Consider the following 13,449-nt stretch of genomic DNA (forward strand, 5'->3'; position numbering starts at 1 on the left):
AAGGAGAATGGTACCTATAAATTGAAAATAAACAAATAAGTATAAATGTAAAATAGTTATACTTTATTTATTGTGCGTATATATGTTATGTTTTTTAATTATGTGAATAAAAAAAAAGCTTTCTTTGTAAAACGGAAAATTTTCCGCAGCAATACTTTTCAAGGAAATACTATGAGGATAGAATTTTAAAAACTTTGCAAGCCATATAATTTATGATCAACCTTTTGCTATTGCTAAGGCAACCCTCGAGCTGCGGCATCTATAGACTAGGCGCTATTTTATTGTTGTTTTTTTTAGGATCTCCCCGGAGTTTTGGCCAGGTACAAACTGCCAGATCTTTTAATGATCCTTCCATGACCAATATCAAAGGCTTCTATGAATATCTGCCAGCCGGGTACGCACCTGGCAGCGGTAAAAAATATCCTTTGATTATTTTCTTCCATGGCGTAGGTGAGTTAGCCAGTTCCGGCGCCCCCTTATCCGCAGTGTTGAATAATGGTCTTCCAAAAGTAATTGCGCAGGGCAAATTCCCCACTACCTTTACTGTTAACAACAAAGACTTTTCTTTTATCGTCATTTCCCCCCAGTTCAATACCTGGCCGGGATCTGCCGATGCGATTAAATTTAAAAACTACCTGCTCACAAAATATGATATAGATGCAGACCGCATCTATATTACAGGTTTGAGCATGGGAGGCGGAGAAGCATGGGGGGCGCTTTCCGAAAATAAAAGCGAGGCACAGGCGTTTGCCGCTTCAGCTGTAGTATGTGGTTACTATCCTCCCACCACGGCACTGGCAGCCAATATTGCCGGCAATAACACACCAATCTGGGCTTTCCATAATAAAATAGATCCGAATGTACCACCAGACTATTCTATAAATTGGGTGAAGTATATTAACGCTACGCTACCGGCACCCAATCCACTCGCCAGGCTGACTATTTTTGATGCCTCCGGCCACGATGCATGGACCCAAGCTTATGACCCCACCTATAAAGAAGATAATAAAAATATGTACGAGTGGATGTTACAATATTCCAAAGGTGGAACTGTAACGCCTCCCGTAACCAGTGGCAGACGCATTGTGGTACCCATGACGAATACCGCCAACGGACGTGCAGAAATGTACTATCCCAATGCAATGGCTACACTGGGCGCTAAACCCGGTGACACTTTGTGTATTCCCGCCGGCGAATACGAGTATCTTCACCTGGGCAATATTACCGGTACCGCCGAAAAGCCTATCGTCATTACAAACTGCGGGGGACAAGTAAAACTGGGGGTTAAGAACCAGGGGACTGCAGCTGTTTTTAATGCGCCTACCTGCCGGTTTGTAGAGATTAGCGGTAGTGGTGATAAAAATTACGAATATGGCTTTGATCTGAATGGCACTAATATCACAGGCCTGCAGATCTTTGGTCTTACGTTGGGCGTGGGCAGTTCCGATTTCGATGTACATAACATTTATATCCATGACGGGGGGATTATGTTGCAGGCCAAAACCCTGCAAACCTGTGCGCAGCCACAGTACTGGGAAGGCAACTATGTAATGAAGAATGTAAAAATTCACCACATCAAATGCCTGAATTCACAATGGGAAGGGTTTTACATTGGGAATACCCACTACTTCTGGACAGAAGGTACTTGTACTGACATGCGTTCACACTGGATTGAAAATATCCAGGTGTATGATAACTACCTGGAAAACATAGGAAGTGATGCCATGCAAATTTCCATGGCAAAAAATGGAGATAATCGTGTTTACAATAACAGGATTATAAATTACGGGATGTCACAAAATTCCGCACAGGGTTATGGCATCCTTGTCGGCTCCGGCTCCAGTTTGAAAGTATATAACAATAATATTTCGGTAGGATACATGCCGGGAGTAACTATCTTCGGCTCCGGTGTTAGTGAAATCTACAATAACGTAATTTCGAATATTCACTTTGAAGGAATCAATGTATCAGATAAAATCCCGGCAAACACCACTCCGGATCTTTTCCCACCGCCCGCCGCTATTATCTATAATAACACCATTGTTAATACCGATAACGGATCCAATGCCATCAAGATTTTTGCATACCAAACGCCCATTGGCCACCAGGTATACAATAACCTGATGGTGGAGCAGGGGACTGCTTATGACTATCCAACGAAAGGGATGTATATAAAAGGCGATCAGCCAATTAAACTCCTGTACGCCAATAATCTCTGCTACCCCAATCAGGCTGCTGCCAACTTCGTGGATAGTACCAGCAAAAATTACCACCTGTTGCCAGCATCCACAGCAGTAGACGCCGGTCGGGATATGAGTGACTTTAATTTGAATGCAGATTATGATGGCACCACCCGCCCCCAGCAGGGAAAATATGATGTGGGTGCTTTTGAATTAAAGTCGGGCACTACTTCTCCGCCGCAGGCAAATGCCGGAAGTAACATTACCATTACCCTGCCCGTCAACAACGTGACGCTTGATGGCTCGGCTTCCACGGCGGCAAATGGTAGTACCATCCAAAGCTATGCCTGGAAAAAAATAAGTGGCCCTGTAAACGGTACCCTTACCAACGGCACTACTGCCAAACCTGGTTTGTCTGGTCTAACAGAAGGGACCTATATATATGAACTCACCGTGAAGGATAGTAAAGGATTAACGGGATCTGCGAGGGTGAGTGTCATTGTTAAACCCGCTGCCAACAAACCACCGGTGGCTAATGCCGGTAATAATGTCCAGGTGCAGTTGCCGGTTAATACCGCTGCGTTGGATGGAAGTGGTTCGTCAGATGCAGATGGACAAATTACTACCTGGCTGTGGAAAAAAACAGCTGGTCCGGCGGGCGGAGATTTGTCTGCCGCAGGTGCCGCTAAAACGAATGTGAGTAACCTGCAGGAAGGTACCTATACCTTTCAACTGACAGTTACCGATAACGCAGGTGCCAGCAATAGCGCCAGTGTGAATATTACGGTATTGGCAGCTGCCAACAAACCACCAGTGGCGAATGCGGGTAATAATATCCAGATCCAGTTACCGGTAAATACGGCTGCTTTGGATGGAAGTGGCTCAACCGATGCAGATGGACAAATTACTTCCTGGTTATGGAAAAAAACGGCGGGCCCTACGGGAGGAGATTTTTCTGCTTCAGATGTGGCTAAAACGAATGTCAATAACCTGCAGGAAGGTACTTATACTTTTCAATTGACCGTTACCGATAATGCAGGTGCCAGCAGCAGCGCCACTGTAAATGTAACAGTGTTGCCAGCTGTCGCGCAAAACAAACCGCCGGTAGCGAATGCGGGTAATAGCATCCAGATTCAGTTGCCGGTAAACGCCGCAGCTTTGGATGGAAGCGGTTCTACAGATCCCGACGGTCAAATTATTTCCTGGCTATGGAAAAAAACAACTGGTCCTGCCGGAGGAGATTTATCTGTTTCAGACGCTGCAAAAACGAATGTGAGTAATCTGCAGGAAGGTACCTATACTTTCCAGTTGACAGTTACCGACAATGCAGGCGCCAGCAGTAGTGCCACTGTAAATGTAACCGTATTGGCGGCTGCGAATAAACCGCCGGTAGCGAATGCGGGTAACAGCGTCCAGATCCAATTGCCGGTAAACACCGCAGCTTTGGATGGAAGCGGTTCTACAGATGCAGACGGACAAATTACTACCTGGTCCTGGAAAAAAACGGGAGGGCCTGCCGGAGGAGATTTATCTGTTTCAGATGCTGCAAAAACGAATGTGAGTAATCTGCAGGAAGGGACCTATACTTTCCAGCTGACAGTTACCGATAATGCAGGCGCCGGCAATAGCGCCACCGTAAATGTAACGGTATTGGCAGCTGCGAATAAACCGCCGGTAGCAAATGCGGGTAATAATATCCAGGTTCGGTTGCCAGTAAACACCGCAGCTTTGGATGGAAGTGGCTCCACAGATGCAGACGGTCAAATTACGACCTGGTCCTGGAAAAAAACAGGAGGGCCTGCTGGCGGCGACTTATCTACACCCGGACAGGCAAAAACAAATGTTACAAACCTGGCAGCAGGTACCTATACTTATCAGTTGACGGTAACCGATGATAAACAGGCCACAGCAACAGCTACCGTAACGGTAGTGGTATTGGCAGCATTGCCGGAAAACAAACCGCCAGTAGCAACTACTGCGGGTGACAGGGTCGTGCAGTTGCCAACGGAATCTGTTTTTGCGGACGGAAGTTCTTCTTATGACCCGGATGGCAGTATCAAAGGTTATGCATGGACACAGGTGTCAGGCCCCTCCACTGCAGAAATTTTAAATCCCGACCTGGCACAAACACTGATCAAAGGCCTGAAAGTTGGAGATTATAAATTCCAGTTGACGGTAACTGACAATATGCAGGCTACTGCTTCGGTATTCTTTCACGTAACAGTAATAGCCGCAGGCCCGGATACACATCTGGAAGATTCTGCCCGTATATTTCCTAATCCTGCCGTAAGCACCATACGCCTGCATGTGATACGCACTGGTAAAGCACCTTTGCAGGTGCGTATATTCGATGTGAAAGGAAGACTTCACCAAACTATCAGGTATGATATCCCCGATTCATTTCAAACGGATATTAACATCGGTAGCATACCTACCGGGTACTATTTAATGGATGTGAGAGGTGATGACAGCAGCTTCCGTTGGAAGGGACGTTTTGTTAAAGTGGCCAATTAAACCTTTTCCCAGGTACGGGTGGCCGGTTGATATTGACGGATAGGGCGGGCAGGATTGCCCGCCACTACAGTATAAGGAGGTACGTTTTTAGTTACTACACTGCCCCCGGCCACCACGGAGTGACGTCCTATGGTTACGCCGGCGGTGATAACACTGTTGGCGCCGATCCAGCAATCGTCTTCCACAACAATTTCTCCAACTGAACAGGGCTGTAATGCAATGGGAACATCCGGATCAGTATAACCGTGGTTGAGGCCCGATAACACAATATGTTGCGCCAGTATAACATTATTGCCTATACGCACAGGTCCAATTAATACATTGCCGATACCAATCCTGGTATGATCGCCAATAATAACTGCTCCCATACCATTGTTGACAGTCGCAAAATCTTCTATGGTGGAATAACTGCCAAGTGTAAACGTATTAAAAGGCAGCACATCCATCCTGGTACGTCTCCTGATGAGCGAGCCCTTTCCTTTTTTGTGTTTGAACGGATTCACAAACCACTGTACCCATTTACGGGGACGCGCCTGATTTTTAGGCATCAACAGGTATAAAGCCAGTTTCTTCAGGCCGGGATGTTGCTTTATGTTATTGGTGATACTCATAAGGAATGCTCACTGTTGTTTAAGATAGCCCGATAAATGGCCGCCACTGAATTTTCCCAGGTATGTGTCCCTGCAAACTGTATGCGTGCTGTAGCCAGTGAAGTAGTATTGTCTGCTATTGCCTTTTCTATTAAGGGAACATAATCAGCCGGTGTGGCAGCCAGATATACATACTCCTTAAATAACTCCATGGTTTTGGTAGCTGTTGCCACTACAGGTTTACCCATAGCCAGGTATTCATCAATTTTTAAAGGATAATTGCCAACCGTTACCGTATTCAACACCTGTGGATTGATGCATACATCGAAAGATTGTACATATGCCGGCAGAACAGGAATATCTTTTTTCCCGGTGAAATGAACATTGGGAAGCCCGTGTAAAGCAGATTGCCGGAAGTCTTCATCTTCCGGTCCTACCAGTACCAGTTGCCACTGAGGACGTTCCCTGGCTATTGTAAGCAGGATATTAATATCCAGCCGCAATGATTTGAGAGCGCCTACATAGCCAATAACAGGTCCCTTTCCAACCGGAACATCCTGGGGAACCGGATGTTGTATGTTCGCATCAAAAAGTTGCAAATCACAACCCTGACCAACATAATAACTGGACGGGTTATACTGTTCCAGCATTTCAGCGAGGTACAGTGAATTGGCAACGGCTACATCTGCTTTGGCAATATGCCGTGGTTCCAGCTCCTGCCCATGTTTTTGCCAATAAGGTACTCCCAGCAGGTAATCCCTGCTATAGTAAACGTATTTGTCGGGTTGAAGGAACTCTTTTAAATAGAACCCCCGGAAAATATCATTATCGTTGAAGAGGATGATGTCTTTGAAATTCATGGCAGTTATAGCTTCCTGTATACTGTCGGCGAACTTCCGGTTATTTCTTTTGTTAAACCAGGAAAAGACGGGCGTAAAAGGCACCCAGTTAATGGATTCCAACACAACAGACGGGTAGAAGTTCCACAAATTGTGGCTAATGGGTACAATGGCAGGCACCTTTTTATCCTTGGTGTTGAGATGATATTGTACATTCGGATCGTCTTTCCCGTTTAAAACAGTACGACGGTCCAATGGTGCGTTGATATATAACACCCGGTTATGCCGTGCAAACTCCTGGGCAATGTTTTTACAATTGCTCCCGATGGCGGTATACCATTGTTGAAGCCCTATAATAACGATATCTCTGTCTTGGATTAATGGCACAGTAGTAAAAGTCTAAAAGTGTATCGGTTTGATAAATGATAATATACGGTAATAGGTTTACCCTGGGGATGGTTAAATTATTGTAGTTGGTAACTCAGCCGCAAATTAAACAAAAAAAACAATATTAATGAACAAGTGGCTAAGGGGCAGAGTTTTAATTAAAAACAGAAAATCATTCTATGTCAGAAACAATTGAAATCAGACAACTAACGGTAGAAGACTACTTCGACCTGAAAGAATCTATGGTGTCTGCCTATGCAGATATGGCGGGTAGCTACTGGAGAGAGCCTACCATTCAACGATTAATTAAGCTTTTCCCGGAAGGACAGATTGCCGTCACCGTGAACGATAAGGTAGTAGGATGTGCCCTGGCTATCATTGTGGACTACGATAAGTTCGGCGACAATCATACCTATGAGCAGATTACAGGATACTATACCTTTAATACACATAATCCAAAAGGAGATACATTATATGGTATTGAAGTATTTGTGCATCCCGACTACCGGGGCAAAAGACTGGCCCGCCGGTTATACGATTCCCGGAAAATCCTCTGTGAACAACTGAATCTGGAAGGTATTGTGGCAGGTGGCCGTATTCCTAACTATGAAAAGTATGCCGATCGCTTGTCGCCAAGGGAGTATATAGAAAAAGTGCAGGACCGGGAGATTTATGATCCCACTTTAACCTTTCAATTCTCCAACGACTTCACGGTAAAGAAGATTCTTAAAAATTATTTGCCCAATGATGAGGCATCATTGGGGTTTGCTACGTTGCTGCAGTGGTTTAATATTTATTATGAAAAAGACCAGGATACGATTCGGTATAACAAATCTACCGTGCGTATTGGACTGGTGCAATGGCAAATGCGGGATTATGGCGACCTGGAGGGATTTCTGCAACAGGTAGAATACTTTATTGACGCAGTAAGCGACTATGGATCCGATTTTGTGGTGTTTCCTGAGTTGTTCAACTCCCCGCTGATGAAGGAGTTTAACCAGATGGATCCCGCAGGTGCGATCCGCGGAGTGGCAAAGTATACAGACCAGTTGCGGGTAATTTTCCAGCAACATGCAGTGGCGTATAATGTCAATATCATTTCAGGCAGCATGCCCATTGTCATTGATGAAGGACTCTACAACATCTCCTACTTATGCCGCCGTGACGGCACTTATGAACAGTATATCAAAATCCATCCTACACCAGGGGAAGTATCTGCCTGGGGTATTAAAGGGGGGAATGAGGTGAAAGTGTTTGATACGGATTGTGGCAAAATAGGCATACAGATTTGCTATGATGTGGAGTTTCCGGAGCCTTCCCGCATCCTGGCCGAACAGGGGATGACGATTCTCTTTGTTCCTTTTATGACAGACACCCAGCATGCCTATAACCGGGTACGCTTTTGTGCACAGGCAAGGGCTATTGAAAATGAATGTTATGTGGCCATTGCCGGTTGTATTGGTAATCTGCCCAAAGTGAATAATATGGATTTACAATATGCACAGTCGGCGGTATTTACACCATCAGACTTCGCATTCCCGGTTACCGGCATTAAGGCTGAATCTACTCCTAATACAGAAATGGTGGTAATTGCAGATGTGGACCTGGTACTATTAAAAGAACTACATACGTTCGGAAGTGTACAAACTATGAAGGATAAACGTCAAGATCTTTATGAAGTAAAGTGGAAGAAAAAATGATTACCAGCCAGTTACTGCCCGCATATTTCACGCGGTAATTTTGCAGCAGAAAAAAAGATAACAGACAAGGAAACTTCCGGCGGATAAAGGATTGCGGCCTGCTTTTTAAGTTGTAATTTTATTCAAATTCCCTTGTTTATGAAAGACGCAGCTTATTATCCGTCCTGGAGAAATCTGTCGAAGTATAAACAGTACCTGGCCTACTTTAGCGAATATATCAGGTATAACGATTGGAAATCCCTCCAGGCGTCTCTTAAATTGGTATTACTGAACAAGCCTACCCAGCAAAGTTGGCATGCCAGGTCTGCATTAGGCCATTTCAGGATAAGAGGAGGGACTACAGATTTTCAATTCATTAACTACGCTTACGAAAAAAACGTGCGCAACTACCTGAAACAACAACTGGATCAGGGACAGCTGGATGGGTTTATCGATATTGGCGCCTGTATCGGTGAATACGATATCTGGCTCGGGGGACTTGGAGTACGTTGCGTGGCCTTTGAGCCGGTGAATTTTAAAGCTGTGGAAGAAAATATAAAACTGAATAATGTAGGCGATAAGGTAACGCTTTTTGCCTGTGGCCTTGGTAGTCACCAGGAGAAAGTCAACTTTAATATAATGAGTACCGTTACCGGCTCGAGTTATATAGACCGCAATAACAAAGAAGAAGGGAGCATTCCCATCGAAAAGCTGGATAGCCTGTTTCCTGAATTTGGATTTACACCAGACAGCCGGTTGATCGTAAAACTGGATGTAGAAGGTATGGAGACAGAAGTACTGGAAGGAGCCCGGCAATTTATTCAGCAGGCACGTCATCTCCGGATTATTTTTGAACGATATGAAGGAGACGATACCGTAAACGATAAATTAAGTTCGTTGGCTGATTTTACTTTTGAAAGACTAGATGCGTTTAATTATCTCGCCATCAAAAAATAAATATCAAACCCTGTTTTTATAAAGGCAATACGCACTGACGGACGTATTGCCTTTATATTTTAGGGAGTAGAAGCAAAAATTTTTTCCGCAAACAAATAATGTATTATTTGTATATATAACGACAATAAAAGGGAATGAAAGCTGATAGCGGGGTTGCTTTTTTACGCATATAACTGATTGATTTATTGGTATATTGTTAAATATATCTAAATTGATTGTTTAAGTAAAAAAACACTATTTCCCGCGGATTATACCGTCACCTCATTCAATTGAGTGCATTTTAACTTAAATCAACTTATGATATAAGTTATGCAAGTTGTTAATAACCAATTAGAAAATAGAGCTGAAATAATTATTAAAAAAGATAGCTTTACGGCAGTAAAGCAACCTTTTCGCGTTTTTCAGCGTAAGTTTTACCAAGCAAGAAAAATAGGAAAGTAGGGAGCTTATATAGTTATTTTTTTTATCTTACTAACCGAACAAAAGGAGAGCAATTATGAGATATGCAGCCCCGTTAGATGACAATTCAAAACTGGTTACCCACCTGGTTATTATTCTTACCCTGGTTTTTATATGCAGACAGATAACGGATGTTTCCCATGATGCTACTGCCACTACCATGCTTTTATTCATCCTGGTACCCGTGCTACTGGTTGCCTGGAGTTTAAGCCCCCGGTATTATATTATCACGGCAACGGCTATACTTATCAAACGGCCGCTGTTTAGTATCACTATTGAAATGTCGGAGGTATTAAGGTTAAAAAGCATTTCAGAAGAAGACCTTGGCAGCAGTTCCCGTATGGTGGGACTGGGTGGTATATTCGGTTACCTCGGCACCTACCGCTCCAGCGAAATAGGAAAGTATCAGCGCTGGTGTACTAATCGGGAAAACCTGGTGCTGATAGAATCCGCCAATCAAAAATGGCTGATCAGTCCTTCAGAAGCAGACGATTTCGTGAAGAAGGTAAACCAGATTATTAATGTAGCACCCGTTTCACAAGATTAGTATTTACCGCCAGTAAAAAAATATAGATCCGGTCAGTTGATACTGTACCGGATCTTTCATTTTCCCCTCTTTCGCTTTCACGATTTTCAGCGTATATTTATTTCACTAACTTGTTTCTAAACCAAAATCTAACGCCATGAAGTCATTGTACACTATGACACTGGTGGGCGCTTTCCTCTTATTACCCTTTTTGCTGCTCGCTCAGAATCACACTATCACCGGCAAAGTTGTTACAGCAGGTACCACAGAGGGTATTCCAGGAGTAACCGTCCAGGTAAAAGGCCATGCCACCGGCACTGTTACCGGAGGAGACGGTACTTATCGCCTCCAGGTAGCGGATGCCAATGCCACCCTCATCTTTACATCCGTGGGCTTTATTTCACAGGAGATGCCCCTGAACGGTCGTACCAACATCGATATCCAGTTGCAGGTAGATAACCACAACCTGGAACAGGTAGTAGTAACGGCCATGGGCATCAAGAAAGAAAAACGCGCACTGGGCTATGCCGTGCAGGACGTCAGTGGGGCGGATCTCATGCAATCTAAACAATCCAATGTTGTGAATGCACTCCAGGGAAAAGCGGCCGGTGTGCAGATCTCCAGCGGCGGAGGCGCCCCCGGGCAAGGCGCCCGTATCCTCATCAGGGGCATCAACTCGGTGGACCCCGGACGCGATAATCAACCCTTATTTGTAATCGACGGTATGATATTCGATAACAGCACCGATGTAAGCGGCACCCTTAACAGCAGTACAGAAACCAGGGGGCTGAGCAATGGTGCGGCTGATCTCAACCCCGATGACATAGAAAGTATCTCCATCCTGAGAGGCGGCGCCGCCACCGCCCTGTACGGCTCCCGTGCCAGCACCGGTGCCATCATTATCACCACCAAATCTGGTAAAGCCGGACGCATGAGAGTCAGCTTTAGTACTACCGCCGGTTTTGAAAGGGTAGGTAAAACCCCCGATGTACAGCATATTTACAGCCAGGGTAACAATAGCATCTATGATAATCAAAGTTTCTGGCCTTCCTGGGGTCCAACGGTAGCAGATGCCCGCAAACTGGACCCTACCCATCCTGAAAGGCTGTATGATAAATACAAGCAAGCCTACAATACGGGCAGCCAGTATCGTAACACTTTGGGAATCACGGGTGGAACGGAGAAAGTCGTATATGCGGCCTCGTTATCCCAGTTCAATCAGAACGGGATTGTACCCTTCAGCAACTACAAGAACTACTCCGCCAAAGTAAGCGGCAACGCTGAGCTGAGTAGTAAGTTTAAAATGGGGGTGTCCCTTAATTATATTAACTCAGGCGGAAACCGTGCTAACTTTGACCGCTATGGAGAACAAATGATTTATTGGTCGCCACGCTGGAATATGCGCGATTACATCAAACCAGACGGCACCCAGAAAACGTATGGCACCACCGATAATCCTATTTATACACTTTATAGCAATCGATTCGAAGACAACGTAAACCGCCTGATTGGGAGCGTTAATTTCACCTATAGTCCTTTTAAATGGCTGGATGTGCTCTATCGGGCGGGCGTTGATCACTATACCAGTGGCATCAACCACGCTGCCCCCGGCCCCAAAGGCGTAGTAGGAGAAGTGCCCAGCACGGATAACTCTTTCGGATTTGTAGACGAGTACTCCGTGAATAAAAGGTCACTCACCTCTAACCTGATCTTAAATTTTAAGAACAACATCGGCTCGAAATTATCTTCTGATCTCAAAGTAGGACACGAAGTGTATTCCAGGAAAATGAAACGGGTATCTGTCGAAGGTGATACCCTGGATATCCCGGATTTACTGATTCTGCAGAATGCCAAGAAAATACTGACCACACAATACCTGGAAAACTATTATCTCATGGGCGTTTATGCCGACTGGACCCTTTCCTGGGACCGGTGGCTATACCTCGATGTGACGGGAAGACAAGATATCAGCTCTGCATTACCTAAAAGCCACCGGGCATTCTTCTATCCATCGGCCAGTTTGTCTTACCTGTTTACGGATCATCTGAAAATTCCGGAGCGCGTTTTATCATATGGTAAAATCCGCGTGTCCTGGGCCAGGATCGGTAAAGATACAGACCCATACAATACCGGCTCCGGTTACATTCCATTGATAGATGGCCCCATAGGTGGCTCCGCTATTGGCTGGACCCGTGCCGACCGGCTGGGAGACCCTAACCTGAAACCGGAATTCACCAACACCTTCGAAACAGGAGCAGAATTACGTTTCTTTCAAAATCGTTTAGGCGTTGATGTGACCTGGTATACCGCTAAAAGTACGGACCTGCTGATTCCTTTGAAGGTATCTAATGCTACTGGTTACGAAGACTACCTCACCAATGCGGGTTCGCTAAGGAACAGTGGAGTAGAAGTATCCCTGAATGGCACCCCTGTGAAAACAAAAAACTTTAGCTGGGACGTGAGGGTGAATTTCTCCACCAATCATAATGAAGTACTGAGTTTGGGTAAGGGATTGGACGAGGTGGTGGTAGCTACCCAGTTCGGGTATGCTGGTTCTACTGCTGCCATGAAATATATAGTAGGCTATCCGGCAGGCGCCATCTTTGGGACCAGCTATCAGCGCTACTATGGCAGTGATAAGGAAGATCCGTTGATCATTGATTACAGTAAACCGATGGTGATTGGACAAACCGGCAGCAGCGCCGGCTTCCCATTGATAAACAAGTCACAGAAGTACCTGGGCAATTCACAACCTAAATGGATGGGTAGTATTACCAACACCTTTAATTATGGCCCATTTACGTTCTCATTCCTCATCGACACCCGGCAGGGGGTACAGAAATACAACCAGCTGGCCAACTTTATGGCGGCATTCGGCGAATCGGCGGTTACCGGCAATAGAGCCGACCAAACGATATTCCCCGGTGTATTGGCAGATGGAACACCGAATACCCAGAAGGTATATTTACAGCAGGCCAAAGGACCTGATGGCCGCAACTATGGCGCCGGATTTTACCGGAACGTTTATCGCGGGGTAACAGAAAACTTTGTTGAAAACGCTGCCTGGGTAAGATTGCGCAATATCAGCTTTACCTACCAGCTTCCTACTTCTCTGCTTAGTGCCACTCACCTGATTTCCGGCGCCAGCATTACCCTCACCGGTAATAACATATGGTTGCACACCAGGTATAGCGGCTTTGATCCGGAGTCCAGCTCCAATGCTTCCGGTAGCAACGTGGATGCCTTCGCCGGATTCACGTATCCGACTACACGAAGTTTTCTGGCTACTCTTCAAGTTACTTTCTAAAACTGCTGATC

7 protein-coding genes are annotated in these 13,449 nt (G+C 45.3%); 5 read left to right on the top strand and 2 right to left on the bottom strand.

Translation table 11 applies throughout. The annotated features are described in order from the left end of the window. Positions 1–353: 353 nt before the first annotated feature. Positions 354–4,694 carry a PKD domain-containing protein gene (locus AC5ZC7_RS11895; RefSeq protein ID WP_496159068.1) on the top strand — a complete coding sequence of 1,447 codons (4,341 nt, stop codon included), beginning with the start codon at positions 354–356 and terminating at the stop codon, positions 4,692–4,694. Here the strand turns inward: AC5ZC7_RS11895 and AC5ZC7_RS11900 are convergent. Both AC5ZC7_RS11900 and AC5ZC7_RS11905 read right to left on the bottom strand, forming a co-directional pair. Next, positions 4,691–5,305: a DapH/DapD/GlmU-related protein gene (locus AC5ZC7_RS11900; RefSeq protein WP_496159067.1), complete on the bottom strand. Its 615-nt coding sequence runs from the start codon at positions 5,303–5,305 to the stop codon at positions 4,691–4,693. The genes AC5ZC7_RS11895 and AC5ZC7_RS11900 overlap by 4 nt on opposite strands. Next, positions 5,302–6,510, bottom strand: a complete 1,209-nt coding sequence (locus AC5ZC7_RS11905) for a glycosyltransferase (RefSeq protein ID WP_496159066.1) — start codon at positions 6,508–6,510, stop codon at positions 5,302–5,304. The genes AC5ZC7_RS11900 and AC5ZC7_RS11905 overlap by 4 nt, the downstream gene beginning before the upstream one ends. Before the next feature lie 179 nt (positions 6,511–6,689). Here AC5ZC7_RS11905 and AC5ZC7_RS11910 point away from each other — a divergent pair, with 179 nt between their 5' ends. The 4 genes from AC5ZC7_RS11910 (at position 6,690) to AC5ZC7_RS11925 (ending at position 13,438) form a co-directional block, all read left to right on the top strand. Next, the gene (locus AC5ZC7_RS11910; RefSeq protein ID WP_496159065.1) at positions 6,690–8,210 is read left to right on the top strand and encodes a GNAT family N-acetyltransferase; all 1,521 of its coding nucleotides are present in this window, start codon (positions 6,690–6,692) and stop codon (positions 8,208–8,210) included. Between the two features lie 138 nt (positions 8,211–8,348). Beyond that, positions 8,349–9,146 carry an FkbM family methyltransferase gene (locus tag AC5ZC7_RS11915; protein ID WP_496159064.1) on the top strand — a complete coding sequence of 266 codons (798 nt, stop codon included), beginning with the start codon at positions 8,349–8,351 and terminating at the stop codon, positions 9,144–9,146. 496 nt (positions 9,147–9,642) lie between these two features. Beyond that, entirely contained in the window at positions 9,643–10,152 is a 510-nt protein-coding gene (locus tag AC5ZC7_RS11920; protein WP_496159063.1) for a PH domain-containing protein, read from the top strand. A 136-nt stretch (positions 10,153–10,288) separates the two neighbouring features. Beyond that, complete coding sequence (locus AC5ZC7_RS11925; protein ID WP_496159062.1) at positions 10,289–13,438, top strand: SusC/RagA family TonB-linked outer membrane protein; 3,150 nt, start codon at positions 10,289–10,291, stop codon at positions 13,436–13,438. Positions 13,439–13,449: the final 11 nt, after the last annotated feature.

It is taken from the genome of Chitinophaga sp. 9-1-y (assembly GCF_059511905.2).

Bases quoted from the DNA above. Each gene is read 5' to 3' on its own strand.
- AC5ZC7_RS11895 (WP_496159068.1), top strand. From the start codon at position 354: ATGACCAATATCAAAGGCTTCTATGAATATCTGCCAGCCGGGTACGCA.
- AC5ZC7_RS11900 (WP_496159067.1), bottom strand. From the start codon at position 5,305: ATGAGTATCACCAATAACATAAAGCAACATCCCGGCCTGAAGAAACTG.
- AC5ZC7_RS11910 (WP_496159065.1), top strand. From the start codon at position 6,690: ATGTCAGAAACAATTGAAATCAGACAACTAACGGTAGAAGACTACTTC.
- AC5ZC7_RS11915 (WP_496159064.1), top strand. From the start codon at position 8,349: ATGAAAGACGCAGCTTATTATCCGTCCTGGAGAAATCTGTCGAAGTAT.
- AC5ZC7_RS11920 (WP_496159063.1), top strand. From the start codon at position 9,643: ATGAGATATGCAGCCCCGTTAGATGACAATTCAAAACTGGTTACCCAC.
- AC5ZC7_RS11925 (WP_496159062.1), top strand. From the start codon at position 10,289: ATGAAGTCATTGTACACTATGACACTGGTGGGCGCTTTCCTCTTATTA.